Origin of the sequence: Rhodosalinus sp. FB01, assembly GCF_041365715.1 — a bacterium.
GTDB lineage: Bacteria > Pseudomonadota > Alphaproteobacteria > Rhodobacterales > Rhodobacteraceae > Rhodosalinus.
Genome location: NZ_JBGFSH010000001.1, coordinates 334133 through 358645, shown reverse-complemented (window position 1 = coordinate 358645; position 24513 = coordinate 334133). Strand labels below are relative to the sequence as shown.

The 24513-nt window shown below is 71.3% G+C and carries 23 protein-coding genes; 13 read left to right on the top strand and 10 right to left on the bottom strand.

Features of this window, described 5'->3' with window-relative positions; genetic code table 11:
* Positions 1–5: 5 nt before the first annotated feature.
* Positions 6–2489 (bottom strand): hypothetical protein, encoded by a 2484-nt coding sequence (locus AB6A65_RS01730; RefSeq protein WP_371036625.1) that lies wholly within the window; start codon positions 2487–2489, stop codon positions 6–8.
* 141 nt (positions 2490–2630) lie between these two features.
* Here AB6A65_RS01730 and AB6A65_RS01725 point away from each other — a divergent pair, with 141 nt between their 5' ends.
* A complete protein-coding gene (locus AB6A65_RS01725) occupies positions 2631–3329 on the top strand; it encodes a thiamine diphosphokinase (protein ID WP_371036624.1) in 699 nt (232 codons plus the stop codon).
* Here AB6A65_RS01725 and AB6A65_RS01720 read toward each other — a convergent pair.
* From AB6A65_RS01720 to AB6A65_RS01705, 4 genes are read right to left on the bottom strand one after another with little or no spacing between them, the layout of a single operon-like run.
* Complete coding sequence (locus AB6A65_RS01720; RefSeq protein WP_371036623.1) at positions 3250–4191, bottom strand: DMT family transporter; 942 nt, start codon at positions 4189–4191, stop codon at positions 3250–3252. The two genes, AB6A65_RS01725 and AB6A65_RS01720, sit on opposite strands and share 80 nt — an antisense overlap.
* A 40-nt stretch (positions 4192–4231) precedes the next feature.
* The gene (locus AB6A65_RS01715) at positions 4232–5170 is read right to left on the bottom strand and encodes a DMT family transporter (protein ID WP_371036622.1); all 939 of its coding nucleotides are present in this window, start codon (positions 5168–5170) and stop codon (positions 4232–4234) included.
* A gap of 7 nt (positions 5171–5177) precedes the next feature.
* Positions 5178–6551, bottom strand: a complete 1374-nt coding sequence (locus AB6A65_RS01710) for an L-serine ammonia-lyase (protein WP_371036621.1) — start codon at positions 6549–6551, stop codon at positions 5178–5180.
* A complete protein-coding gene (locus tag AB6A65_RS01705; RefSeq protein WP_371036620.1) occupies positions 6551–7255 on the bottom strand; it encodes a glutathione S-transferase family protein in 705 nt (234 codons plus the stop codon). The genes AB6A65_RS01710 and AB6A65_RS01705 overlap by 1 nt, the downstream gene beginning before the upstream one ends.
* 176 nt (positions 7256–7431) lie before the next feature.
* Here AB6A65_RS01705 and rpiA point away from each other — a divergent pair, with 176 nt between their 5' ends.
* The 7 genes from rpiA to AB6A65_RS01670 all read left to right on the top strand — a co-directional run bounded on the left by rpiA (position 7432) and on the right by AB6A65_RS01670 (position 15280).
* Positions 7432–8220 (top strand): ribose-5-phosphate isomerase RpiA, encoded by a 789-nt coding sequence (rpiA, locus tag AB6A65_RS01700; RefSeq protein ID WP_371036619.1) that lies wholly within the window; start codon positions 7432–7434, stop codon positions 8218–8220.
* Positions 8221–8245: 25 nt separating this feature from the next.
* On the top strand, positions 8246–9604 hold the full coding sequence (gene gor / locus AB6A65_RS01695; protein WP_371036618.1) for a glutathione-disulfide reductase: 1359 nt from the start codon (positions 8246–8248) through the stop codon (positions 9602–9604).
* Positions 9605–9682: 78 nt separating this feature from the next.
* Complete coding sequence (gene hflK / locus AB6A65_RS01690; protein WP_371036617.1) at positions 9683–10843, top strand: FtsH protease activity modulator HflK; 1161 nt, start codon at positions 9683–9685, stop codon at positions 10841–10843.
* Positions 10843–11871 (top strand): protease modulator HflC, encoded by a 1029-nt coding sequence (gene hflC, locus AB6A65_RS01685; protein ID WP_371036616.1) that lies wholly within the window; start codon positions 10843–10845, stop codon positions 11869–11871. The genes hflK and hflC overlap by 1 nt, the downstream gene beginning before the upstream one ends.
* A 28-nt stretch (positions 11872–11899) precedes the next feature.
* Positions 11900–12094: a DUF2065 domain-containing protein gene (locus AB6A65_RS01680; protein ID WP_371036615.1), complete on the top strand. Its 195-nt coding sequence runs from the start codon at positions 11900–11902 to the stop codon at positions 12092–12094.
* A 204-nt stretch (positions 12095–12298) separates the two neighbouring features.
* Positions 12299–13738: a Do family serine endopeptidase gene (locus tag AB6A65_RS01675; RefSeq protein ID WP_371036808.1), complete on the top strand. Its 1440-nt coding sequence runs from the start codon at positions 12299–12301 to the stop codon at positions 13736–13738.
* A gap of 138 nt (positions 13739–13876) precedes the next feature.
* Positions 13877–15280: a magnesium transporter gene (locus AB6A65_RS01670; protein WP_371036614.1), complete on the top strand. Its 1404-nt coding sequence runs from the start codon at positions 13877–13879 to the stop codon at positions 15278–15280.
* On the opposite strand, the gene AB6A65_RS01665 is transcribed toward AB6A65_RS01670, so the two are convergent.
* Positions 15277–15738 carry an OB-fold nucleic acid binding domain-containing protein gene (locus AB6A65_RS01665; protein WP_371036613.1) on the bottom strand — a complete coding sequence of 154 codons (462 nt, stop codon included), beginning with the start codon at positions 15736–15738 and terminating at the stop codon, positions 15277–15279. The two genes, AB6A65_RS01670 and AB6A65_RS01665, sit on opposite strands and share 4 nt — an antisense overlap.
* A gap of 150 nt (positions 15739–15888) precedes the next feature.
* On the opposite strand from AB6A65_RS01665, the gene AB6A65_RS01660 reads away from it, so the two are divergent.
* A complete protein-coding gene (locus AB6A65_RS01660) occupies positions 15889–16212 on the top strand; it encodes a 2Fe-2S iron-sulfur cluster-binding protein (protein WP_371036612.1) in 324 nt (107 codons plus the stop codon).
* Positions 16212–16952, top strand: coding sequence for an FG-GAP-like repeat-containing protein (locus tag AB6A65_RS01655; protein WP_371036611.1), 741 nt, complete (start codon positions 16212–16214; stop codon positions 16950–16952). Before AB6A65_RS01660 ends, AB6A65_RS01655 begins: the two co-directional genes overlap by 1 nt.
* Before the next feature lie 115 nt (positions 16953–17067).
* Here AB6A65_RS01655 and purD read toward each other — a convergent pair whose 3' ends face one another.
* Positions 17068–18348 carry a phosphoribosylamine--glycine ligase gene (purD, locus tag AB6A65_RS01650; RefSeq protein ID WP_371036610.1) on the bottom strand — a complete coding sequence of 427 codons (1281 nt, stop codon included), beginning with the start codon at positions 18346–18348 and terminating at the stop codon, positions 17068–17070.
* A gap of 125 nt (positions 18349–18473) precedes the next feature.
* On the opposite strand from purD, the gene AB6A65_RS01645 reads away from it, so the two are divergent.
* Positions 18474–19034 carry a type 1 glutamine amidotransferase domain-containing protein gene (locus AB6A65_RS01645; RefSeq protein ID WP_371036609.1) on the top strand — a complete coding sequence of 187 codons (561 nt, stop codon included), beginning with the start codon at positions 18474–18476 and terminating at the stop codon, positions 19032–19034.
* Between the two features lie 37 nt (positions 19035–19071).
* A complete protein-coding gene (gene xseA / locus AB6A65_RS01640) occupies positions 19072–20637 on the top strand; it encodes an exodeoxyribonuclease VII large subunit (protein ID WP_371036608.1) in 1566 nt (521 codons plus the stop codon).
* 6 nt (positions 20638–20643) lie between these two features.
* Here xseA and AB6A65_RS01635 read toward each other — a convergent pair whose 3' ends face one another.
* From AB6A65_RS01635 to AB6A65_RS01625, 3 genes are all read right to left on the bottom strand, one after another.
* On the bottom strand, positions 20644–21879 hold the full coding sequence (locus tag AB6A65_RS01635) for an META domain-containing protein (protein ID WP_371036607.1): 1236 nt from the start codon (positions 21877–21879) through the stop codon (positions 20644–20646).
* Positions 21880–21974: 95 nt separating this feature from the next.
* A complete protein-coding gene (locus AB6A65_RS01630) occupies positions 21975–22388 on the bottom strand; it encodes a hypothetical protein (RefSeq protein ID WP_371036606.1) in 414 nt (137 codons plus the stop codon).
* 73 nt (positions 22389–22461) lie between these two features.
* Positions 22462–23025: a GNAT family N-acetyltransferase gene (locus tag AB6A65_RS01625; protein ID WP_371036605.1), complete on the bottom strand. Its 564-nt coding sequence runs from the start codon at positions 23023–23025 to the stop codon at positions 22462–22464.
* Between the two features lie 122 nt (positions 23026–23147).
* On the opposite strand from AB6A65_RS01625, the gene ftsY reads away from it, so the two are divergent.
* Positions 23148–24464, top strand: a complete 1317-nt coding sequence (gene ftsY, locus AB6A65_RS01620) for a signal recognition particle-docking protein FtsY (RefSeq protein WP_371036604.1) — start codon at positions 23148–23150, stop codon at positions 24462–24464.
* The last annotated feature ends 49 nt before the right edge of the window (positions 24465–24513 follow it).

Genomic DNA, 24513 nt, shown 5'->3' with positions numbered 1-24513 from the left:
GGCGGTCAGCCGGCGGCGCGCGCGCCCGGCTGATATGAAATGTCGTCGGAGACGCCGAAGCGCCCGCCGCCGCGCTTCACGATCTTCCCCTCGCGGAGAAGCTGGCCGAAGTGTCGCAGGCCTTCCTCGCGGCTGAACCCGTCGGCCTGCGCATCGCGCAGCTTCGCCATGAGTTGCGGGCGCGAAAAGCCGCCATCCTCGGCCCCGTGGGCGAGATACGCCGCCGCGGCTTCCAGCAGATCGGGCAGACCGCTCACGCCGAGCTCTTCCACATAGGCGATGAAGCCATTGGAATCCTCCGCTTCGGTCGCCGGTGCGGTGACGCGGCGGGGCCGAATCGGTCCCGCATCCTCGGCCGGCGCGTCCACGCGCTGCTCCGCCACGAGCTTGAGCGGCGCGGGGCGCGACTCCTCGGGGCGCGGCGTGCGGTGGCCGCCGGCGCCGGGGCGGCGCGGGCGTACCGCGTCGGCGAGGTCGGCACGGTAGGCCTCTTCGGGCTGCTCGCTCGCTTCGGCATCGGCGTGCCGCGGCTCGGCGCGCGTCGCCGCCACGGCGGCGCGAAGATGCGCGATCGCGCTGCGCCGGCGGCTCGCCTCGGGCTTGTCCATCTGGCCTTCGGTCTCGTCGAGCAGACGGGTGACCTCGCCGCGGCGTGCGGTCTCGGGCTCGCGGCTCGCGCGCCGGGCCGCCGCGGCCAGGGCGTCCGAAACGCTGTCCGCATCGGTGTCCGCGTCGTCCTCTGCCGGCTGTGCGTCGGTCGTGGCGTCGGCCACCGGTTCGCCGGCCTCGCGCTCGTCCTCTGCGGTCGCTTCCGTGTCGGGCGCCCCCGTCTCGGCGACCGCGGCGTCCTGCCCGGCGCCCGGATCCTCCGCTTCGATCGTTTCCACGACGAGCGCCTCTGAAACCTCGATCTCCTCCTCGTAGGCGATCTCTTCCTCGGCGTCGCCCAGGGGCGCGGCCGTATCCCATCCGTCGAGGTCGTCCTCGTCAGCGGCCACATCCTCGGCATCGGCGACGGCTGTGGGCTCGACAGCGCCTTCCGCGTCGAGTTCCGCCGCGCCGGCCGGGGCGGCGCCAAGCTCGGCCTCGAGCGCGGCGAAGGCCTGCTGCAGGTCCTCGTCGGCGGCGACATCGGCCTCGCTGTCCTCGGTGCTGGTGCCGGGATCCACGGCCGAGACGGTGTCGGCTTCCGGCTCGGGGCGGCGGACGCGCAGCACGCGTGCGGCAATCTGGCCGGTCTCGCCGCTCTCGGCGCGGCGCCCGTCATCGGTGAAGAGGTTCACCGTGTCCTCGCCATCATCCGCGCCGGCCAGGCTGCCCGCCACGGCAGCGCGGATGCGCTGCAACTTTGCCGCGATGCTCTGCGGGTCGGGATGCGTGATCTCGGGGCGCGGGGCCGGCGCGGCCTCGGTCTCGGCCGCCGGTCGGCGGGGCAGGTCCGCAGCCATCGCGGCCGCCGCGGCGGCGCTGGCGGCAAGCGGCGCGCCCGAAAGACGATCCGCCGCCGGGGCGGGCGCGGCGAGCTCGGCCTCGGTCTCGTCATCGGCCTGAGCCGCGGCCTCTGCCTCAGTCTCGACCTCAGCCTCAGCCTCTGCCTCGGGCTCTGGCGTCTCCTCCTCGGCGATTTCCTCCGACGCGGTTTCTTCCGCACCGTGGTCTTCCGTCGCGACCTCGTCCTCGGCGACCTCGTCCTGCGATGCCACGGCCTCGACGGCGTCGTGCTCCGCCGCCTCCGCCTCGATGCCGGTGTCCGCGCCCTCGTCTGCGGCGGGTTCGATTGCCGCCTCGGGACCCTCCGGCGCGACGGCGGTAAGCGCGTCCGTCTGGGCGAGCGACCCTGCGATCCCGGTCTCGTCCGCGGCCGGGGTGTCGGCGGCCACGTCTTCGGACGGCTCTTCCGACGCGTCGGCGTGTTCCTCGGGAGCGTGGGGCTCGGCCCGCGCGGCTTCCTCCTGCGGTTCGGGACGCTCGTCGCCGATCGGCGCGCCTGCCTCTTCGGGAGCGGCAGCGGCCGTGTCGTCCACGTCTTCCGCGCTGGCGGTTTCGGCGGGGGCGGGCGTCTCGGTGGCTGCGGGCGATTCAGTGTCGGGTGCGGGCGCTGGCTCCGGCTTGTGGGCGGGGCGCGTTTCGGTCTTCGCCTCCGGGGCCGGCGCGGCCTTCTCTGCCTGTCCGTCGCCGGTCTGCGCGTCCTCGGGGCGAGACGCCTGGGGCCCGGGGCGCCCCTGCGGCGCGACGAGCGACGGGCGCAGCACGATACCGCCCTGTTCCTGACGCGCCTCGACGCGGCGCGAGATCTCGCGCTCGGCGATGCGGGCCAGCATCTCCGCGTCGGGGGTGGGCGGCCCGGCGCCGAAGTAACGGTCGTCAGCGGCAAGGTCTCGGAAATACTCCGCGATCGCCTTCATCGTGTCGAAGGAATCGTCGAACCCTTCGAGCGTGCACGAGAAGGTGCCGTAGGAGACGGTGAGGATCTTGTTACTGTTGACCATGGGATACGCGCCCGCTTCATTGCACCAACAACAGACTGTTTACCAAAGGATACCAGTCTATTTTGGCCCGAATCTGTGCCTTGGAGGGTATCATTTCGTGGTCCAAATGTGGCCATTTCAGCGCCAAGGGCAGGTCGTCGCGTGAATTCTCTACCGGAAGTTGAAATTCTGCGCTCCGACGGCGCTGTCACGCTTGTGGGCGCGGGGCTTGCGCCCCCTGCGGATATCGCGGCGGCGCTGACGCTGGCGCCCCGCCTCGTGGCCGCGGATGGCGGGGCGGCGCGGGCGCTGGCCGCCGGGGCGGTGCCCGAGGCGGTGATCGGCGATCTGGACAGCCTCGACCCCGCCACGCGCGCCGCGATTCCCCCCGAGCGGCTGCATTGCGTTTCCGAACAGGAAACAACCGACTTCGACAAGGCGCTGCGCCGCATCGCCGCGCCGCTGGTGATCGGCGTCGGTTTCCTCGGCGAGCGGCTGGATCACCTGCTGGCCGCGCAGTCGGTTCTGCTGCGCCGTGCGGACCGGCCCTGCCTTCTTCTCGGCCAGCGCGACGTCGCGTTCCTCTGCCCGCCGCGGCTCGGCCTCGATCTGGCGGCAGACACGCGTGTCTCGCTCTATCCGCTCGCGCCCGTGCGCGGAGAGTCGGACGGTCTTTTCTGGCCGATCGACGGGATCGACTTCGCGCCGGGGGGCATGATCGGCACTTCCAATCGCGCCACGGGCCCGGTCTCGATCCGGATCGAGGCGCCGCACATGCTGGTCATCCTGCCCCGGCGCTGCCTTGCCGTCGCGGCGGCGGCGCTGCAAGCGCCGCTCGCGCGATGGCCCGCTCCCGCATGAGGACGTAAAGCCCGGCCGCCATCGTCACGAGGATGCCCGCCGCCGCCATGCCATCGGGCAGGTCGCGGAAGATCGCCCAGCCGAAGAGCGTGGCGAAGGGGATCTCGATGTACTGCATCGGCGCGAGCGTGGCCGAGGGCGCGAAGCGCAGCGCCCAGGTCATGCACAGATGGGCGAGGGTGCCGAGCACGCCGAGAAGGAGCAGAAGCGACAGCGCCTCGGAGGGCGGCGCGACGAGGCGCAGCGCGGGCACGCCCCGCCCGTCCACGAGCGCGAGCGCGGGCAGGAGGAGCGCCGTCGCAATCACGCCCGAGACCGCCTGGAGGCCGAGAGGATCGGTCTGCCGCGCGATCGCGCGGGTCACCAGCATGAAGAGCGCGAAGCCCACCGCGACGCCCACCGGCAGGAGCGCGGGCCAGCCCACCTCCTGGAAGCTGGGGCGGATCACGAGGAGCGTGCCCGCGAAGCCCGCGACGCAGGCGGCGAGGCGGCGCCAGCCGACCTCCTCTCCCATCACGGCCCAGCCGAGAAGGAGCAGGATGAAGGGCATGACGTAGGCGATGGCGATGGCGTCGGCGAGCGGCAGGTGGCGCAACGCCGAGAACATCATGGCGATGCCCGCGATGTGCAGAAGGGTGCGCGCCCAGGCGAGCGCCAGCACCCGGCCCCGCATCCGCCAGGGCCGCCGCCCGACGGCCACGATGGGCAGGAGGATCGCCGCCTGGATCCCGAAGCGCGCCAGCAGCAGCATCCCGAGCGGCACGACGCCGCCGAGGATCTTCGCCACCGCGTCCCCGAGCGGCGCGAGGGCGCAGAAACCGAGCATCAGCAGGATGCCGAGAAGCGGGCGATCGGGCTGCATCCGGCGAGGCTAGGCCGCGCGCCGGGCGCGGGCAAGCGGCTCAGACCGGGGGCAGGGGGCGGCGGCGCAGGCTGAGCGCGCGCTCGCGGGCGAAGACGTAGAGCCCCGAGCCCACGATCACCGCGATGCCGGCCCAGGTGAGCAGCCCGGGGAAATCGCCGAAGATCCAGTAGCCGAGGGCCGTGGCGGCCACGATCTCGAGATACTGGAGCGGCGCGATCGTCGCCGCCGGGGCGAGGCGCAGCGCGAAGCTGATGAAGAGATGCGAGACGGTGGCCGCGACGCCCACGCCGAGCAGCGTCCAGACGGCGAGGCCCTCGAGCCGCACCGGGTCGAGCGCGGCGACGCCGGAGCCTTCGAAAAGCAGGAGAACCGGCAGGACCACCGCGCTCGCCGCGACGGCGGTCCTGGCCTGCAGGTCGATCGGGTGGGTGCGCCGCGCCATCGACCGCGTCATCACCATGTAGAAGGCGAAGCAGAAGGCCGTCCCGAGGGGCAGAAGCGCCACGGGCCCGAGATCGGCGAAGCTCGGCTGGATCACCATGAGCGCGCCGGCGAATCCCACCGCGCAGGCCGCGATGCGCCGCCGTCCCACCTCCTCGCCCAGAAGAAGCCCGCCGAGCAGCGTGAGGATGAAGGGTTCCGCGAAGAAGATGGCGATCGCGTTGGCGATGGGCATGTGGCGCAGCGCCTCGAAGAACATGCCCGTGGCCGCCAGCAGGAGGAGCGCGCGCAGCAGGTGAAGGCCCCAGTCGCGCGGATCCGCCCGCGCCGTGAGCCCGAAGACAATGGCGACGGGCACCAGCACCAGCACCTGGAGGCCGAAGCGCGCGGCCAGGATCTGCAGGATCGGCACATGCGACGGCGTCGCCTTGGCGAAGGCGTCCATCATCGGCGCGACGACGGTGAAGCCCACCATGCAGAGGATCCCCGCCAGCGTGCGGTCGGGGCGGATGGCGGGGATGGCGGGACCGGTCATCCGGCCGTCAGCAGTTGGGAACGTTGACGGCGAGCCCGCCGAGCGAGGTTTCCTTGTACTTCTCGCTCATGTCGGCGCCGGTCTGCCGCATGGTCTCGATGCAGGCGTCGAGCGGCACGAGATGCGTGCCGTCGCCCCGAAGCGCGAGGGACGCCGCCGAGACCGCCTTGATCGCGCCGAGACCGTTGCGCTCGATGCAGGGCACCTGCACAAGGCCCTTCACCGGGTCGCAGGTCATGCCGAGGTGATGCTCGAGCGCGATCTCGGCGGCGTTCTCCACCTGCGCGGGGGTGCCGCCCATCACCGCGCAAAGACCGGCCGCGGCCATGGCGGCGGCAGAGCCGACCTCGGCCTGGCAGCCCGCCTCGGCCCCGCTGATCGAGGCGTTGTATTTCACCAGCCCGCCGATCGCGGCGGCGGTCAGCAGGAAGTCCTCCACCCGGCGCTCCGAGGCGCCCGGCACATGGTCGAGCCAGTAGCGGATCACCGCGGGCACCACGCCCGCCGCGCCGTTGGTGGGCGCGGTCACGACCTGGCCGCCGGCGGCGTTCTCCTCGTTCACCGCCATGGCGTAGACGCTCATCCAGTCGTTGATGGTGTGGGGCGGGGTCAGGTTCATGCCCCGCTCGTCCAGCAGTTTTTCGTGGATCCCCTGGGCGCGCCGCCGGACCCTCAGCCCGCCCGGAAGCGTGCCGTCCGCGGCAAGGCCACGGTCGATGCAGTCTGACATCACCTGCCAGAGCCGCCGCGTCCCGGCGCGCAGATCCTCCGGCCCGCGCCGGGTAAGCTCGTTCTCGCGCTTCATCTGCGCGATGGACTTGCCCGAGGTTTCGGCCATCCGAAGCATCTCGGCGGCGGACTTGAACGGGTAGGGCACGGGCGCGCCCTCGTCGCTGTCCTTGCCTTGCGCCAGCTCGGCCTCGGTGAGCACGAAGCCGCCGCCCACCGAGTAGTAGGTCTCCTGCAGGATCACGTCGCCTTGCGCGTCGGTGGCCATCAGGATCATCCCGTTGGCGTGGCCCGGAAGCGGCGGTCCGAAGTCGAAGCGCAGATCCTCGCGCGGATCGAAGGCGAGCGGCGGCAGGCCCTCGGGCGCGAGCGTGTTGGTTTCGCGGATGCGCTCGAGCGCCGCGTCGGCGGTCTCGCGGTCGTAGCTTTCGGGATCGAAGCCCGCGAGGCCGAGGATCGTCGCGCGGTCGGTCGCATGGCCCACGCCGGTGTGGGCGAGCGAGCCGTGCAGGCTCCCCTTCACCCCCGCGACGGCGAAGGGCGCCCCGCGGATCAGGTCCAGGAAACGGGCTGCGGCGACCATCGGCCCCATCGTGTGGGAGGACGAGGGCCCGATGCCCACCTTGAACATCTCGAAGACGGAAAGAAACATCAGGTGGCCGATCCTTCCGGTGGCGTTGCGATGCGGGGCGCGGTGAAGGGCAGGGGCCCGAGCCCTTCCGCGGCGATGGCGGCGGCAGCGGCCGGGCGGGCCTCGATCCCGGAGGCCATCGCCCGCAGATGCGGGTAGTCCGCCGACCGGAACCACCCCGTGCCGCCCACGGGGTAAAGCGCCGACCAGCGTAGCAGCGGCGCCAGATAGAAGTCGAGCGCCGAGGGCGACGCGGCCCCGAGCCAGGGCGGCCGCGTCGCGGCGGCGGCCTCGAGGTGGCCCCAGTGCGCCGCGAGCGCTGCGCCCATATTGTCGCGAAGCGCCTGTCCCGCGGCCGCGTCCTCGCCCACGAAGGGCGCCGGGTGGAACAGCATCCTGAGCCCCGCGTGAAGCGTGTTGGACGCGAAGAAGAGCCATTTCAGGAAATCCCCGCGCTCCGGCGCGTCCGGCGCGGGGGCGAGGGCGCCGTGCCGGTCCGCGAGCCACAGCAGGATCGCGGCCGTCTCGAAGATCGCGCCTTGGGGCGTTTCCAGTACCGGGATGAGGCCCGAGGGGTTGAGCGCGCGGTAGGCGGGGCTTTTCTGCGCGCCGCGCGCGCGGTCCACGAGCGCCGTCTCGTAGGGCTGGCCAAGCTCCTCCAGCGCCAGCCGGACGACCAGCGAGGCGTTGTCGGGAGCGTAATGCAGGCGATAGGGCGCGGGCATGGCGGCACCCCTAGAGCATCGCGCGCGGCACGCCTGCCCGAAAACGACCTTTCGGGCCGGAAACCGCGCGCCCTCGCCCGGCGGAAGGCCACCGCGCGGCGGCGCGGCGGCGAAAACCCGCTCGCACCCCGCGGCCGATCCCCCTATAACGGCCGCGCATCTGCACGGAGCCGCCCATGACCGGAGAGCTGTCGCCCATCGACAAGGCCAAGTTCGCCGCCGCGAGACGCGCCGCGGAGCTGGTGGAGGACGGGATGCGCGTGGGGCTCGGCACCGGCTCGACCGCGGCGTGGCTGGTGCGCTGCCTGGGCGACGCGATGCGCGAGGACGGGCTGCGCATCCGCGGCGTTCCCACCTCGACGCGCACCGCCGAGCTTGCCCGGCAGGCGGGCATCCCGGTGATCGGCCTCGACGAGGCGCGCTGGCTCGACATCACCATCGACGGCGCGGACGAGTTCGACGGCGACCTCAACCTCATCAAGGGCGGCGGCGGCGCGCTCCTGCACGAAAAGGTCGTGGCCACCGCCTCGGACCGAATGGTGGTGATCGCGGATATCGGCAAGGAGGTGGAGACGCTGGGCGCCTTCCCGCTGCCGGTGGAGGTGATCCCCTTCGCCTGGCAGACGACCCGGGCGCTCGTCGAGGAGACCCTGATCTCCATGGACGTGCTCGGCCGCGACGTGTCGCTTCGGATGGACGGCGAGGCGGCCTTCGTCACCGACGAGGGCAATTACATCCTCGATCTGCACCTCAAGCGCATCGGCGAACCGCGCCAGCTTGCCATGGTGCTGAACCAGATCCCGGGCGTGGTCGAGAACGGCCTCTTCATCGACATCTGCGACACCGTCGTGATCGGGTTCGGCGACGGGCGCGTGGAGGTGCGCGACCTCGGTTCCGGCACCGTGGAGAGAGAGAGCTTCGATCCGGGCGAGCCCGACAACCTCTTCCGCGACATCAACGACTGAGCCTGACGACCTTTCTGGGGGAACGATGGATTTCGACTACGACCTTTTCGTGATCGGCGGCGGATCGGGCGGGGTGCGCGCGGCCCGCGTGGCCGCGGGCGGAGCCGGCGCGAAGGTGGCTCTCGCCGAGGAAAGCCGCTACGGCGGCACCTGCGTGATCCGCGGCTGCGTGCCCAAGAAGCTGATGGTCTTCGCTTCCGAATTCGCGCCGATGGTCGAGGACGCGCGCGCCTATGGCTGGGACATCCGCGAGAACGGTCTCGACTGGGGCCAGTTCCGCGGAAAGCTCGAGGCGGAACTCGACCGGCTCGAAGGCGTCTACCGCAAGCTTCTCGCCGGCTCGGGGGTGGAGACCTTCGATCAGCGCGCGCGGCTGGCCGACCCGCACACGGTGGAGCTGGCCGACGGCACCCGCAAGACCGCGCGGCACATCCTGCTGGCCACGGGCGGGCGCCCGCTGCGGCCGGAGATGGAGAACGCCGCGCTGGGCATCACCTCGGACGACATCTTCCACCTCGACCGGCTGCCGCGCTCGATCCTGATCGTCGGCGGCGGCTACATCGCCTGCGAGTTCGCCTGCATCCTGAACGGCATGGGCGTCGAGGTGACCCAGTACTACCGCGGCGCGCAGATCCTGCGCGGTTTCGACGACGAGGCCCGCGGCCTCATTTCCGAAGAGATGCGCCAGAACGGGGTCGATCTGCACATCGGCACCAACATCATCGGGATGGAGGAGGCCGACGGCGGCGTGCGCGTGAAGGCCACCAACGGCACCGAGCGCGTGTTCGAGAAGGTGATGTTCGCCACCGGCCGCGTGCCCAACACCGACGATCTGGGGCTGTCCGGGCTCGGTGTGGATCTCGGCCGCCGGGGCGAGGTGCTGGTGGACGCCTACTCGCAAAGCTCGGTGCCGTCGATCTACGCGATCGGCGACGTGACCGACCGGCTGAACCTGACGCCGGTGGCGATCCGCGAGGGCATGGCCTTCGTCGAGACGGTGTTCAGGGGCAACCCGACGCCGGTCGATCACGATCGCGTGGCCACGGCGATCTTCACCCAGCCGGAAATGGGCACGGTGGGGCTGTCCGAGGAGGCGGCCGCGGAGCAGGGGCCGATCGAGGTCTACTGCACGTCGTTCCGTCCCATGCGCACGGCGTTCGCCGGCCGGCCCGACCGTGTGCTCATGAAACTCGTCGTGTGCGCCGACACCCGGCGGGTGCTGGGGTGCCATATCGTCGCGCCGGGCGCGGGCGAGATGATCCAGCTGGCGGCGGTCGCGGTGAAGCTCGGCGCCACGAAGGAGCAGTTCGACCAGACCGTTGCGGTGCACCCCACCGTTTCGGAAGAGCTGGTGACCATGCGGGACCCGGTCCGGAAGGTCTGACGCTCCGGCTTGAAATCCCGCCCGACATGCACAGTTTAAACCCAAGACGTCACGGACGCGCAAGCGAGGAAGAAACGTATGGCAGGACATAGCGGCGGCCCCTGGGGGGGCGGCGGTCAAGGAGGCGGCGATCGCGGTGATCGCGGCGAACGCGACAGGAACCAGGGCGGCGGACGCCGCCCCGGAGGTCCCGACGACAGACCGCCGATCCCCGAGATCGACGATCTGGTCCGCAAGGGGCAGGAGCAGCTCCGCGTGCTGATGGGTGGCCGCGGTGGCGGCGGCAAGGGCGACGGAAGCGGTGGCGGGGGCGGCCCGGCCTTCAACCGCTCCACGATCATCGTGGGCGCGCTGGCGGCCGTGGGTCTCTGGACGTTTTCCAGCCTCTACACCGTCAAACCGGAAGAACAGTCCGTCGAGCTCTTCCTCGGGCAGTTCCACAAGATCGGCAATCCGGGCCTGAACTTCGCGCCCTGGCCGCTGGTCACTGCGGAGGTCGTCAATGTGACCTCGGAGCGGACCGAGACTATCGGGGCGAGCACGCGGGCCCGCGACGAGGGCCTGATGCTGACCACCGACGCGAACATCGTCGATATCGAGTTCCAGGTGGTTTGGAACATCAACGACCCCGCAAAGCTGCTGTTCAACATCCGCGATCCGCAACTCACCGTTCAGGCGGTCTCCGAGGCGGCGATGCGCGAGATCATCGCGGCCTCGAACCTGGCACCGATTCTGAACCGCGACCGTGGCGTGATCGCCGACCAGGCCGTGCAGCGGATCCAGAGCGCGCTCGACGACTACGACGCGGGGATCAACATCGTCCGCCTCAACCTCGACCAGGCGGACCCGCCGGCCGAGGTGATCGACGCGTTCCGCGAGGTCCAGGCGGCCGAGCAGGAGCGTGACAGGCTTCAGCGTCAGGCCGACGCCTACGCCAACCGTGTCATCGCCGAGGCGCGCGGCGAGGCGGCGCAGTCGCTCGAACAGGCCGAGGGCTACCGCGCCCGGGTCGTGAACGAAGCCATCGGTGAAGCCAGCCGCTTCCTCGCCGTGGCACAGGAATTCGAGGCCGCGCCGGAGGTTACCCAGCGGCGTCTCTACCTCGAAACGATCGAGCGGACGCTCGGCGCCGTGGACAAGTACCTGATCGACAGCGCGCAGGGCGAGGGAGTGCTGCCCTACCTGCCGCTCGACGAACTGCGCCGGAACGTGCCGGCGAACACCGGGAGGACCAACTGATGCGGAAATCTGCCTTCATCCTTCCGATCCTCGCCGTGGTGCTGGTGGGAATCTGGTCCACGCTCTTCATCGTGGACGAGCGCCAGAAGGCGCTGGTTCTCCAGTTCGGCCAGATCAAGCAGGTGCGCGAGGAGCCGGGGCTCGGCTTCAAGGTGCCGCTGATCCAGGAGGTCGTGCGCTACGACGACCGGATCCTGTCGCTGGATACCGACACCATCGAGGTCACGCCGGCGGACGACCGCCGCCTCGTCGTGGACGCGTTCGCGCGGTACCGGATCAACGACGTGGTCCAGTTCCGCCAGGCCGTCGGCGTGGGGGGGCTTCGCGTCGCCGAGGATCGCCTGTCGTCGATCCTGAACGCCCAGATCCGGGAGGTGCTCGGTGCCGATCAGGTGACGTCGGACCGGATTCTTTCGGTCGAGCGCGCCGAACTCGCGCGTCGGATCCGCGACAACGCGCGCGCCTCCGCCCTCAGCCTTGGTCTCGACGTGATCGACGTCCGGCTGAAGCAGACGAACCTGCCGCAGCAGAACCTCGAAGCGACCTATGCCCGGATGCGTGCCGAGCGTGAGCGGGAAGCCGCCGACGAGATCGCCCGCGGTAATGAGGCCGCCCAGCGCGTGCGCGCCATCGCCGACCGGACCGTGGTCGAGACGTTGTCGGATGCCGGACGCGAAGCGGAGATCATCCGAGGCGAGGCGGACGCCGAGCGTAACCGCATCTACGCCGAAGCGTTCGGCGACAGCCCGCAGTTCTTCAGCTTCTACCGCTCTCTCGCGGCGCTCGAAAGCTCGCTGCAGACGGAAACCTCGACGCTCGTCGTCTCGCCCGACAGCGAATTCATCCAGCCGCTGTTCGACGCGATCCGGGCGGAGGGCATCGTCGGCACGGGCGCGCAACTGACCTCGCCGGACGAGCTGCGCGAGCTGGCGCCCGAACGGACGCCGTCCGAGGAGCTGCCGCCCGAGGTGCGCGAACGCCTCGAAGAGGATGCGCAGGCGGCCGAGGAGGAGGGCACCGGCGGCTGATCCGTCGGCCGGCCCGCCGGGGGAAGACATGGAATATCTTCTTTTCGGCCTCGGCTTCGCCCTCGTGCTGGAGGGGCTGGTCTACGCGCTGGCCCCCCGCATCGTCGAGGACCTGCTCGCGGCGCTTCGCGCGCTGCCTCCCGAGACACGGCGGCTGCTGGGTCTCGTTGCCATTTCGATCGGCGCGGTCTTTCTGTGGGCGGCCAGCGCGCTTGGGCTGTGACGGCCGCGCATCGGCCAGCCGGCAGCGTTCACATCACGGCGAGGGCGGGGTTGAAGGTTTGCGCGCGCGCTTCGCTGCCATACATTAGCCTCAGCAATACGCCTGCCGGTCTGTCGCGTCCCGCGTCGGGCCGCTTCCGGCTCACAGGATACCGAACACCAGAAAAGGAGTGCTCCGGTGCAATCAAAGGCAATCCAGACGACGATGCCGGCCGCGCCCGGCATCCTGCGCGGTTTCTGGCTTTTCATGCTGGCGCTGGCCTTCGCGCTCGCGCAGGCCGTGTCCGCCCAGGCGCGCGGCACGCCCGAAAGTTTCGCCGACCTCGCCGACCAGGTCAGCCCGGCCGTGGTCAACATCACCACGACGACGACCGTCGCCGGAACCGACGCGCCCCGCATGTTCCCCGAAGGTTCGCCCTTCGAGGATTTCTTCCGCGAATTCCAGGGACCCGGCGAGCCGGCCCCGCGGCGCAGCTCCTCCCTCGGCTCGGGGTTCGTCATCTCCGAGGACGGCTTCGTGGTCACCAACAACCACGTGATCGAGGGCGCGGACGAGATCCTCGTCGAATTCTTCGAAGGTTTCGAGCTTCAGGCCGAGGTGGTCGGCACCGACCCCAATACCGATATCGCGCTTCTCAAGGTCGCTCCGGACGAGCCGCTGCGGCACGTGCCTTTCGGCGACAGCGATGCGGCGCGCGTCGGCGAGTGGGTGATGGCGATGGGCAACCCGCTCGGACAGGGCTTCTCGGTGTCCGCCGGCATCGTGTCGGCGCGCAACCGGGCGCGTTCGGGCACCTATGACGACTACATCCAGACCGACGCCGCCATCAACCGCGGCAATTCGGGCGGGCCGCTGTTCAACATGGACGGCGAGGTGATCGGGGTGAACACCGCCATCCGCAGCCCCGACGGCGGCTCCATCGGCATCGGTTTCGCCATGGCGTCGAATGTCGTGATCGGTGTCGTCGACCAGCTGAAGGAGTTCGGCGAAACGCGGCGCGGCTGGCTCGGCGTGCGCATCCAGGATGTCACCCCCGACATTGCCGAGAGCATCGACGGGCTCGAAGAGGCGCGTGGCGCGCTCGTCACCGACGTGCCCGAGGGACCCGCGCGCGAGGCCGGGATGGAATCGGGCGACGTGATCCTCGGCTTCGACGGCATAGAGGTGATGGACACGCGGCAGCTCGTGCGCGTGGTCGCCAATACCGCCGTCGGCAAGTCGGTGCGGGTCACCGTGCTGCGCGACGGCAAGAGCCAGACGCTCAGGGTGACGCTCGGCCGCCGCGAGACGGCGGAGGGGTCGGTGCCCGCGGCCCAGCCCGGTCCCGAGGAAGAGCCAGCCGAATCGCAGATGCTCGGCATGACGGTGTCGCCGCTGACCGAGGAGCTGCGCGCCCAGCTGGAGCTTTCGTCCGATGCCGAGGGCCTCGTCGTGACGGACGTGGACGTCGAGTCCGAAGCCTACGACAAGGGCCTGCGCGCGGGTGACCTGATCACCGAGGCGGGGCAGGAGCGTCTGACCTCGGCCGAGGAACTCGAGGCGCGGATCGAGGACGCCCGTGACGCGGGCCGCAAATCCCTGCTCCTTCTCGTCCGCCGGGGGGGCGATCCGCGGTTCGTGGCGCTCGGCATCGGTGAAGGTTGACGCCGTCGCCGGATCGACCATGAAAGGGGCGCTCCGACGGGGCGCCCTTTTTCGTTTGGGGGCGGTCGCGGGGCTTGTCATGCGGCGCGCCTTTGCCCCTTCTGGCAGGCAGGGGTGCAGGTGGAGCGCGGGCGCGCGATGGCCGAGAATGGGACGTCTCTGGAATGGCGGCGCGGCGACAGCGCCGAGGTCGCGGCCGCCAACGCGGCCACCGCGCGCAGGCTCGATGAGCTGATCTCGGCCGGCGAGCGCGAGCGCGTGGTCGCCGCGCTCGAGACCTGGGCGCCCTCCGACATCCTCGACTGTTTTCTCGCGCTCCGCACGAAGAACGCGCAGAAGATGCTGCGTTGGCTGTCCGACGATCTCAGCCTGCGGGTCCTGTCGGAGGTCGATCCGCGCTTCAACCATGCGCTTTTCGCGGAGGCCACGCGGGCGAAGTTCGCCAAGCTGCTCGGCCGGCTCACGCTCGACCGGGCCAAGCGCCTTCTCGTGACGCTGCCCACGCGCCTCGCGCTCGAACTCGCCGACAGCCACCCGCAGGCAGAGCGGCTGCGCGAGATCCTCGTGGACAACGACAGCGCCGAAGCGGCGATGAAGCACGGCGCGGTGGTGGCGCGCGACACCGAGACGGTCCACGATGTGATCGAGGATATCCGCCGCCGCTCGGACCGGATCGAACGGATCGACAGCCTGCATGTCGTGGACGCGGAAGGCCGGCTCGTCGGTTACATGAAGCTTCGGGACCTGATCCTCAACCACGGCCGCACGCCGGTGTCGGAGGTGATGCGGCGCGATCCGCCCGCGGTCGCGCGGGACACCGACCAGGAGGATGTGCTCGACCTCGCCAAGGCGCAGGGCGAGACGGTGATCGCCGTGGTGGACGAGGCGCACAGGCTGCTCGGCGTCATAGCGCCGCGCGAACTGACCGAGATCGCCCGGCGCGAAGCGCGCGAGGACATCATGCTGATGGGCAGCGTCTCGCCCGAATCGACGGGGTTCGACAGCCCGGGACAGATCGTGCGGCGGCGCCTTCCGTGGCTGCTCACCGGTCTCGCCGGGGCGCTCGTCACCGCGCTCGTGGTGGGCGCCTACGAGGAGACGCTGACCCAGGCCGCCATCCTGGCGAGCTTCATCCCCGTGGTCAGCGCCACGGCCGGCAACGCCAGCATGCAGGCCTCGACGGTGACGATCCAGGCGCTGTCGGAGCACGGCAAGCTCACCGGCGGCTTCGCCGCGCGCCTCGGCCGCGAGGTGGCGGGCGCGGCGATGAACGGCGTGGCGATGGGGCTTGCCGTCGGGCTGCTGCTTTTCGCGGTGTCCTTCGCGGTCCCGATCGAGCGCGCGCCCGCGCTGGTGGCCACGGTCGCCATGTCGCAGGTCCTGGTGATCCTGGTGGCGGGAACGGTGGGCACGGTCGTGCCGGTGGCGCTTGCGCGGGCGAAGGTGGATCCGGCCGTGGCGATGGGGATCTTCATCCTCACCCTGAACGACGTGGCCGGGGTGCTCATCCTCTTCGCGATCGCCACGCAGCTCTACCTCTAGCCGGGCCCGCCGCGCGGGCCGCGCCGCGCCGGCGGTGTGCGCGGATCGGCATGGGTGGTGCCGGGCTGGTCGGCCGCGCGGCAGGGCTCCGGCGCGAGAAGCGCGTCGAGCATGTCCGAGATGTCCTCGATCCGTTCGGCGACGACATGGGTGACGCCATGCTCGCGCTGAAGCCGCCCGGTCACCCTCAGAAGCCGCGCCGCGATCACCGCGCGGCGGAAACGCTCGTAGAGCGCGCGCCAGACCACGACGTTCACCACCCCGGTCTCGTCCTCCAGCGTGACGAAGATCACCCCCTTTGCGGTGCCGGGCCGCTGGCGCAGGATCACGAGCCCCGCCACCGTCACCCGCGCGCCCGCGGGCGGCTCGCCAAGCCGCGCGGCCGGCAGCGCCGCTGGGGGGCGCGGCCAGGGCCCGGAAAAGGCGGGCCCGCGCGGGGCAGGGCGAAGCGTCAGCATGAGAACGAAAATAGAACATTTGCGCGCCTGCGCAAGCCTGCCCGGTGTCCTGGCCGCGATGCCCCGGCAACGGGGTCGCAAATCGCTCTGGCGTGTCCTAGATCGCTTGGCTAGGAACCCCCTTAGGAATGAGCAAGGGAACGACGCGGCATGGCGAAGATCACCTATATCGAGCACAACGGCACCGAGCACGTCGTCGAGGTCCCGAACGGCCTGACCGTGATGGAAGGCGCGCGCGACAACAACATCCCCGGCATCGAGGCCGATTGCGGCGGCGCCTGCGCCTGCTCCACCTGCCATGTCTACGTCCACCCCGACTGGGTCGGCAAGCTGCCGCCCAGGGAGGACATGGAAGCCGACATGCTCGATTTCGCCTACGAGCCCGATCCCGAGCGGTCGCGGCTGACCTGCCAGCTCAAGGTCTCCGACGCGCTCGACGGCCTCGTGGTGCAGATGCCCGAAAAGCAGATCTGATGCGGCTCGCCGCGGCGCTCGCCTGTCTCGCCGCGGCCGGCTGCGCCGCGGCCGACGGCGGCCCTGCCGGCGATATCGCGTCTGCCCGGTACGAGGTGTCGCTCGATACCTATCCCCATCGCATCATGGGATCGATCCGCGAGAAGGCCGTGCTCGCCGTGACCACGACCGACGGGCGTACGCTGCGGATCGACCTGCGCGACGGGCCCGAACCCGACCATGTGTTCGAGGACACCGCCCCCCGCGTCGCCGATGCCGATGGCGACGGCGCGGCCGACGTGATCGTCGTCGAGACCGACCCGCAACTGGGCGCACAGCTTGCCGTCTATTCGCTGCGGCAGGGGGCGCTCGTGAAGGCGCACGCAACGCCGCATATCGGCACGCGCTTTCGCTGGCTCGCACCGGCGGGCATCGCGGATCTGAACGGCGACGGCGTGACCGACATCGCCTATGTGGACCGGCCGCACCTCGTCCGCACCCTGCGCGTGTGGAGCTGGGCCGCCGGCGGCCTGACCGAGATCGCCGCGCTCGAAGGGCTCACGAACCACCGTATCGGCGACGAGGTGATCTCGGGCGGCATCCGCGACTGCGGGCAGGGCCCCGAGATCGTGCTGGCCGACGCCGGCTGGCGCCGCCTTCGCGCCGTGACGCTCGCGGATGGGCGTCTCGCCGCCCGCGACATCGGCCCGCTCGCCGATGGCACGAGCTTCGCCGCGGCCCTCGCCTGCGAGACCGGCTAGCCGCGCAACCTCCCCCCGCTCCCGTGCGCGGACGGTTCCCTGCTTCTTCTTGGCAGAAATACTCCGGGGGAGGCGCGCCGGCAGGCGCGGCGGGGGCGGAGCCCCCTGCGCCCTCTCAGCCCGCGCGGCCGCCGCCGAGCGCACGCCAGCCGATGTCGGATCGCCAGACACCGCCCGGCCAGTCCACGGCTCGCACCATGGCGTAGGCACGCTCGGCCGCCTCGGCGAGTGTCGCGCCGCGCGCGGTCAGGGTCAGGACCCGCCCGCCGGCCGAGACGATGCGCCCGTCGGCGCGCGCTGTGCCGGCGTGAAAGCACTGGTGGAAACTGTCCTCGGGCAGCGCGTCCAGCCCGCCGATGGGCTCGCCCTTCGCGTAGTCGCCGGGATAGCCCTTCGCGGCCATCACCACGGTCATGGCGTGATCGCCCGCCCAGTTGACGCGGGCCGCGCCCAGCCGGCCCTCCGCGGTCGCCTGCATGAGATCCAGCGCCTGCGCGCCGAGGCGCAGCATCAGCACCTGCGCCTCCGGATCGCCGAAGCGGACGTTGAATTCCACCAGGCGCGGCCGGCCCTCCGCGATCATGAGCCCGGCGTAAAGGACCCCGGAATAGGGGGTGCCGCGCCGCGCCATCTCGGCCACCACCGGCTTCACGATCTCCTCGAGGGCGCGGGCCTCCACCTCCGGCGTCATCACCGGGGCGGGCGAATAGGCGCCCATGCCGCCGGTGTTGGGGCCGGTGTCGGCCTCGCCGATGCGCTTGTGGTCCTGCGCGGTGCCGACGGGCAGCACCTCCTCGCCGTCCACCAGCACGAAGAAGGAGGCCTCCTCGCCGGTCATGAACTCCTCGATCACCACCTCGGCGCCCGCCTGCCCGAAAGCGCCCGCGAACATCTCGTCCACCGCCGCGCGGGCCTCGTCGAGCGTTTCGGCCACCACCACGCCCTTCCCGGCGGCGAGCCCGTCGGCCTTTACCACGACGGGCGCGCCGGTGGTCTCGAGGTGCGCCCTGGCGGCGCGGACGTCGGTGAAGCGCGCCCAGGCGGCGGTGGGCGCACCGCAGGCATCGCAGATCTCCTTCGTGAAGGCCTTCGAGGCTTCGAGCCGCGCCGCCGCCGCCGACGGGCCGAAGCCGGCGACGCCCGCGTCGCGCAGCCGGTCGGCGATCCCTGCGGCGAGCGGCGCTTCGGGTCCCACGATCGCGAGGTCGATCGCCTCGCTTTCGCAGAAATTCGCCACCGCCGCGCCGTCGAGAATGTCGAGCGACGCGCAGGTCGCGATCGCCGCGATGCCGGCGTTGCCGGGGGCCACGATCAGCTTGTCGCATTTCGGGTTCTGCATCGCCGCCCAGGCGAGCGCGTGCTCGCGGCCCCCGCCGCCGAGAATCAGGATGTTCATGCGTCGTGCCTCCGCTCGGGTCGCGCCTGATTAGGGGCGCGGCGGGCGCGGAGCAAGCTTGGGCCCGGTTTGCGTGGCGTGTTATCGTATGCTCGACTTCAGACCGAACCGAGAGGAGAGACGCCATGTCCGCACTCGACGGCAAGACCATTGCCATTCTCGCCACCAACGGCTTCGAGCAATCCGAACTGGAGGTGCCCCGGGACCGTCTCGCCGCGGCGGGCGCCACCGTGCATGTGGTCTCGCCCGAAAGCGGCGAGATCACCGGCTGGGACGGCGACAACTGGGGCCGCCCCGTCCGCGTGGACCGCGACCTCGCCGGGGCCGACGCCGCGGACTACGACGCGCTGGTGTTGCCCGGCGGCCAGATCAACCCCGACCTTCTGCGGGTCGAGCCGGCGGCGGTGGCCCTCGTCTCGGCGTTCTGGGCGGCCGGCAAGCCCATCGGCGCGATCTGCCACGCGCCCTGGCTTCTGGTGGAGGCGGATGTCGTGCGCGGCCGCCGCGTGACCTCCTACCATTCGATCCGCACCGACCTGCGCAACGCCGGCGGCGAATGGGAGGAGTCCGAGGTCGTCATCGACCAGGGGCTCATCACCAGCCGCCACCCGGGCGACCTCGACGCGTTCTGCGACAAGCTCGTCGAGGAGATCGGCGAGGGGCGCCACCACGACCGCGCGGCATGAGCTTCCCTTCGCCGGCCGGATCGGGCATGCAGGCGGCATGTCCGATCTGATCGAAGATGACGGGCCCGGAGCGGGGCCGCGCGGCAACGCCCCCGAATTCACGGTGTCGGAGCTTTCCGGCGCCGTGAAGCGTGTCGTGGAAGGGGAGTTTCCCCATGTCCGCGTGCGCGGCGAGGTGGGGCGCGTCTCGCGGCCGCGCTCGGGGCATGTCTATCTCGACCTCAAGGACGAGCGCGCGGTGCTTTCGGGCGTGATCTGGAAGGGCGCTGCGGCGCGGCTCGCCACCCAGCCCGAGGAAGGGCTCGAGGTGGTTGCCACCGGGCGGCTGACGACGTTCCCCGGCCAGTCGCGCTACCAGATCGTGATCGAGGACATCCGGCCCGCCGGGCAGGGCGCGCTCATGGCGCTGCTCGAGCAGCGCAAGAAGCAGCTCGCCGCCGAGGGGCTTTTCGACGAGGCGCGCAAGAGGCGCCTGCCCTACCTTCCCGAGGTGATCGGGGTCGTGACCTCGCCCTCGGGCGCGGTGATCCGCGACATCCTCCATCGCCTGCGCGACCGCTTCCCGCGCCACGTGCTGATCTGGCCCGTGGCGGTGCAGGGCGAACGCTGCGCGCCCGAGGTGGCGAACGCCATCCGGGGCTTCAACGCGCTGCCCAGGCGCGGGCCGATCCCGCGGCCGGACCTCCTGATCGTGGCCCGTGGCGGCGGCTCCATCGAGGATCTCTGGGGCTTCAACGAAGAGATCGTGGCCCGCGCCGCCGCGGCCTCCGGGATCCCGCTCGTCTCGGCGGTGGGCCACGAGACCGACACCACGCTCATCGATTTCGTCTCCGACCGCCGCGCCCCAACGCCCACTGCCGCGGCGGAGCTTGCGGTGCCGGTGCGGCTCGACCTCGTCGTGTGGCTCGACGGGCAGGGCGGGCGGCTCACCCATGCGCTGACCGCGGGCCTCGCGCGGCGCGGCGAGCGGCTGCGCGACCTCGGCCGCGGCCTGCCGCGCCCCGAAACGCTGGTGGAATATCCCCGCCAGCGGCTCGACACGCTGTCGGACCGGCTGCCCGCGGCGCTCTCGCACGGGGTGCAGGCCCGGCGCGTGACGCTTTCCGAGGCCGCGGGAAGCCTCAGGCCGGCATTGCTGGCCTCGCGCCTCGACTTCCGCCGGGACGCCTTCGCGGCGCTTGGCCCGCGCCTCGCCCCCGCGCTTGCGCGCCTTGTCGCGGCGCGGCGCGAGGCGCTGGGCCGCCGCGCGGACCGGCTGGACCTGCGCCCGGTGCGCGACGACCTCGCCCGGCGGCGCGAGGCGCTGGACAGGGTTGCCCGCCGGCTTTCCGAGGCGGGCGCGGCAGGCATCGCGGCGCGCCGCGAGCGGCTCGCCGCCCTCGACCGGCTGCGCGAGACGCTGGGCTACCGCGCCACGCTGGAGCGCGGCTATGCCGTGGTCCGCGGCGACGGCGCCGTGGTCACGCGCAAGGCGGCGGCCGAGGCCGTGAGCGCGCTGGAGATCGAGTTCGCCGATGGCCGGCTGCGCCTGGGGCAGGGCCCGAAGCGCGGCGGCGGGAGCAAGGCGAGCGACCCGCCGCCCGAGCAGGGCTCCCTGTTCTAGGTGCCGTCAGCGCCGGGCGAGAATGAGCGTCTCGCCCCCCCCGCGCAGCAGCAGCGCGCCGGTTTCGTCGATGTCGAAGCCGTCCACTTTCCCCAGCGCGTCGTAGAATCGCTGTTCCTGGTTCATGACCGCCTCCGCGCAGGCCATCATGGTCCCGGCGACCGGCCCGACGGTCAGCCGCTCTCCGGTCAGTTCGAACTGGCCGGTATAGCGGTTGCAGCCGCCGGTGCCGCTGACGCGGCCCTCCCGGCCGACATGGACGGTCACGCGCGACGAATCGATCAGCCCTTCGCCGGAGATGTCCTCGACCACCCACTCGCGCCCGGTCAGAAGCTCGATCGGCGCGCCGCCGCAGCCGCGAAGCGTCTGCTCGCGCGTCTCGACGGTCACGGTTTCGGGATAGGGCATTCCGGTCATGCTGTCGCGGCAGATCGTCTCGGCCACGGTCAGGCGGATGTCGGCCTCGCGCATCGCGTAGCCGAAGGCCCCGTCCGCGATCACGGGATCGGGAAGCTGGGCGGTCACCGATTCGGCGCCCATGCCGGTGGTCAGGGTGACCTGTCCGCCCTGCATCTCCAGCGTCCAGAACGGCTCGTTGCCGCGCGCGGTCCATGCGGGCGCGGCGTCGGGGGGCACGAGCCGGCACTCCGGCAGCGCCTCGCCTTCGATTTCGACCATTGCGCTGTCGCCTTTCGTCCAGACCATGGCCGAACCGTCGGCGGCCTCGAACTTCGCGCCGGACGCCGCGCGCACCTGATCGAGCTCGATCACGGCGGTCCCGGTGTCCAGAAGCGCCTTTTCGCCGGCGAAGCCGAGCCGCAGACGCCGGTCGCCGCAGACCATCTCGCTGGTGAATCCCATCGGCGTGTAGGGCCGCAGCATGACCTCGCCCACGTCCACCGGCTCTGCGCCGGGTTCCACGGCCACGGGCGCGCTCAGCCAGCGCGGCGCGCCGTCCACGAAGATCGCCACCCGCAGATCGGCGCGCAGGCCTTGCGGGATGTCCACCGAGAAGGGAAGGGGCACCTGCGCGCCCTCGGTGGCTTCGCGGACGAAGCCCAGGCTTTCGTCGTTGAAGCCGCGCGCCTCCACCGCGATCTCGGCGTCGGGCGGCAGGGCGATGCGCGCCATGTAGGACGCGCGGCCCTCGATCGAGCGGCTGTCCTGCGCCGAGACGCCCGGCGCGAGCGCCGTCAGGGCGAGCGTCAGGCCAAGCGCCGCAACGCGATGAAAAACGGGCATGGAACGTCTCCTTGCGGGGTGATGTGTCATCGGAACGGTGTCCGCCGGGCGCGAGCGTGCCGGCATTCTGTAACGGGCGCGCGACCCCGCGGCCATCAGACGCCCACCTCGGGGCCGAGGCACTGCATCGGCTCGTCGCTTTCCCCCGCCTCGTAGAGCGGCACCGCGGTGTCATCCTCGAAGATCGCGGTCAGCCCGCCGCCCGGTGCGCGGAAGAACTGCCAGCATTGCGGCCCGAGCCGGTCATCCTCGTAGACGAAGCAGATGTAGCCGCGCGCGTCCTCGTACCAGCGCCCCTCGATGCACTCGCCGTCGAGGAAGGACCAGACCACCTCGCGGTCGTCCTTGTATTCCTCGACCCCGTAGGCCTGCCCGGACTGACCGTAATAGAGCGTCTTTCCGCGCGTGTAGGCGTCGAACTCCTCGGCGTTCATGGGCTCGGCGGCCGCAAGCGGCGTTGCGGCCAGAAGCGCGGCGCAGGTCAGGGCGTGAAGGGTGCGGTACGACATTTTTCGAACCTGCCATGGCGGCGCGGCGATGTTAACCGCTCATTGCAGCCGAGGGGCCGGCATGCGCGGTCCATCAGGGCAGGCGCCGCAGCATGTAGGCCACGCGCTTGCCCGGCAGGAACGCGCCTTCGCCCACCGCGTCGAAGCCTTCGCGCGCGTGAAAGGCCAGCGAGGCCGGGTTCGGCGGGGCCACGTTCACCTCGCATGCGATCAGGCTGCGCCCGCTCGCCCGCGTCGCGTCGTAAAGCGCGGCGTAGAGCCGCCGTGCGAGACCGCGCCCGCGCGCGTCCGGATCCACGATCACCCGGTCCACGTAGACGAAAGCGGGATAACGCGCCTTGAACCAGCGGAAATTCGGGCTGTCATAGGCCGCGCCCTCGTCGAAGGCGATCAGGAAGCCCGTGCCGTCCCCGAACGCCGGCGCGGCGAAGGCGGCGGCGCACATCGCCTCGAGGTCGCCGGCGCGAAGCGGCGATGTCTCGGCCTCGTGCATCCGGTTGAGCCGCAGCGCCCTGGCGCGAAGGTCGGGGTCCGCGCCGCGCAGGTCCGACATCGCGGCGGGGGCGGCGGGCGTCTTGCCCGTTGCGGGGGCAGGCGGGTCATCGCGGCGCGGCGCGGTCTTTCCGGTCCTCGTCATCGGTCGTTTCCTCGCTGCTCCGCCAGAACGATGCCATCCTCGGGGATCATAGGCGGGGCGGCTCTGCCCTTCCATCCCGTCGCGCCAGTGGTTAGGTGAAGAAAAACCGAAAGCGTGCGCGAATGGCCTTTTTCAGAAAGCTCAAGGACCGTCTTTTCAAGTCCTCGTCGAAGATCGACGAGGGGCTCGAGGCCATTGTCGAGGAGGGCGGCGCCGTCGAGCCGGACGCGCCCGGGCGCGGGCCCGAGCATCCGGCCGAGCCCGAGCCGTCGCCCGAGCGCGAACCGACACCGATCCCCTCGCCCGCGCCCGAACCGGAGCCGGAACCGGAGCCCGCGCCGCGGCCCGCGCCCGAGGAGGAGCCCGCGCGCCCGCCCGAGGAGGAGCCCGCCCCGGCCCCGTTCGAGCCGCCCGAAGAGCCGCGCCCGGCGGACCCCGAGCCCGCGACCCCGCCGCGCGAGCGCCCGCAACCGGGCGAGCCGGGGCCCGGGCCGATGCCCGTGGAGATCCCCGGCGACACGCCGCAGGAAGAGCCGCCGCAGGAAGGCCGCGGTCTTCTGGGCCGGCTTCTGGGGCGCCGCGGCGATGCGCCCGTCATGCGGCGCAGCCTCGACGACGAGATGCTGGAGCGCCTCGAGGAGTTGCTGATCGCGGCCGACATGGGGGTGGATACGGCCCTGCGCGTCACGGCGAACATGGCCGAGGGCCGGTTCGGCCGGAAACTCTCTGTGGAGGAGAGCAAGCGCCTGCTCGCGCAGGAGATCGCCCGCATCCTGGAGCCGGTGGCGAAGCCGCTGCCGATCTATGCCAGGCGCCCGCAGGTGGTTCTGGTGGTGGGCGTCAACGGGTCCGGAAAGACGACGCCCATCGGCAAGCTCGCAAGCCAGTTCCGCGCCGCGGGCAAGCAGGTCGTGATCGCCGCGGGCGACACGTTTCGCGCCGCCGCGGTGGAGCAGTTGCAGATCTGGGGCGAGCGCGCCGGCGTGCCGGTGCTGACCGCGCCGGAGGGGTCGGACCCCGCGAGCCTCGCCTTCGACGCGATGACGAAGGCCGAGGCCGAGGGCGCGGACCTTCTGCTGATCGACACCGCCGGGCGGTTGCAGAACCGCCAGGACCTGATGGAGGAGCTTGCCAAGATCGTGCGGGTGATCCGCAAGAAGGACCCCGACGCGCCGCACAACACGCTTCTGGTGCTGGACGCCACCACGGGCCAGAACGCGCTCAACCAGGTCGACGTGTTCCGCAAGATCGCCGACGTGACCGGTCTTGTCATGACGAAGCTCGACGGCACCGCGAAAGGCGGGGTGCTGGTGGCGCTCGCCGACCGCTTCGGTCTGCCGATCCACGCCATCGGCGTGGGAGAGCAGATCGACGACCTCGCCCCCTTCGATCCCGAGGAGTTCGCCGCCGCGCTGACCGGGCTGGACAACTCGGCATGAATGGACGCGCCCGCGGGGGCGCCGCCCCCGCGGCAGGGGCCGCGCAGCC

What these genes read in the sequence shown, in the direction of transcription:
- AB6A65_RS01645 (WP_371036609.1), top strand. Translation starts at nt 18,474, where the DNA reads ATGTCCGCACTCGACGGCAAGACCATTGCCATTCTCGCCACCAACGGC.
- AB6A65_RS01655 (WP_371036611.1), top strand. Translation starts at nt 16,212, where the DNA reads ATGCGGCTCGCCGCGGCGCTCGCCTGTCTCGCCGCGGCCGGCTGCGCC.
- AB6A65_RS01670 (WP_371036614.1), top strand. Translation starts at nt 13,877, where the DNA reads ATGGCCGAGAATGGGACGTCTCTGGAATGGCGGCGCGGCGACAGCGCC.
- AB6A65_RS01720 (WP_371036623.1), bottom strand. Translation starts at nt 4,191, where the DNA reads ATGCAGCCCGATCGCCCGCTTCTCGGCATCCTGCTGATGCTCGGTTTC.
- hflC (WP_371036616.1), top strand. Translation starts at nt 10,843, where the DNA reads ATGCGGAAATCTGCCTTCATCCTTCCGATCCTCGCCGTGGTGCTGGTG.
- hflK (WP_371036617.1), top strand. Translation starts at nt 9,683, where the DNA reads ATGGCAGGACATAGCGGCGGCCCCTGGGGGGGCGGCGGTCAAGGAGGC.
- AB6A65_RS01665 (WP_371036613.1), bottom strand. Translation starts at nt 15,738, where the DNA reads ATGCTGACGCTTCGCCCTGCCCCGCGCGGGCCCGCCTTTTCCGGGCCC.
- AB6A65_RS01730 (WP_371036625.1), bottom strand. Translation starts at nt 2,489, where the DNA reads ATGGTCAACAGTAACAAGATCCTCACCGTCTCCTACGGCACCTTCTCG.
- rpiA (WP_371036619.1), top strand. Translation starts at nt 7,432, where the DNA reads ATGACCGGAGAGCTGTCGCCCATCGACAAGGCCAAGTTCGCCGCCGCG.
- AB6A65_RS01635 (WP_371036607.1), bottom strand. Translation starts at nt 21,879, where the DNA reads ATGCCCGTTTTTCATCGCGTTGCGGCGCTTGGCCTGACGCTCGCCCTG.
- gor (WP_371036618.1), top strand. Translation starts at nt 8,246, where the DNA reads ATGGATTTCGACTACGACCTTTTCGTGATCGGCGGCGGATCGGGCGGG.
- AB6A65_RS01710 (WP_371036621.1), bottom strand. Translation starts at nt 6,551, where the DNA reads ATGTTTCTTTCCGTCTTCGAGATGTTCAAGGTGGGCATCGGGCCCTCG.
- AB6A65_RS01705 (WP_371036620.1), bottom strand. Translation starts at nt 7,255, where the DNA reads ATGCCCGCGCCCTATCGCCTGCATTACGCTCCCGACAACGCCTCGCTG.
- AB6A65_RS01680 (WP_371036615.1), top strand. Translation starts at nt 11,900, where the DNA reads ATGGAATATCTTCTTTTCGGCCTCGGCTTCGCCCTCGTGCTGGAGGGG.
- AB6A65_RS01660 (WP_371036612.1), top strand. Translation starts at nt 15,889, where the DNA reads ATGGCGAAGATCACCTATATCGAGCACAACGGCACCGAGCACGTCGTC.
- xseA (WP_371036608.1), top strand. Translation starts at nt 19,072, where the DNA reads ATGTCCGATCTGATCGAAGATGACGGGCCCGGAGCGGGGCCGCGCGGC.
- AB6A65_RS01715 (WP_371036622.1), bottom strand. Translation starts at nt 5,170, where the DNA reads ATGACCGGTCCCGCCATCCCCGCCATCCGCCCCGACCGCACGCTGGCG.
- AB6A65_RS01675 (WP_371036808.1), top strand. Translation starts at nt 12,299, where the DNA reads ATGCCGGCCGCGCCCGGCATCCTGCGCGGTTTCTGGCTTTTCATGCTG.
- AB6A65_RS01630 (WP_371036606.1), bottom strand. Translation starts at nt 22,388, where the DNA reads ATGTCGTACCGCACCCTTCACGCCCTGACCTGCGCCGCGCTTCTGGCC.
- AB6A65_RS01625 (WP_371036605.1), bottom strand. Translation starts at nt 23,025, where the DNA reads ATGACGAGGACCGGAAAGACCGCGCCGCGCCGCGATGACCCGCCTGCC.
- purD (WP_371036610.1), bottom strand. Translation starts at nt 18,348, where the DNA reads ATGAACATCCTGATTCTCGGCGGCGGGGGCCGCGAGCACGCGCTCGCC.
- ftsY (WP_371036604.1), top strand. Translation starts at nt 23,148, where the DNA reads ATGGCCTTTTTCAGAAAGCTCAAGGACCGTCTTTTCAAGTCCTCGTCG.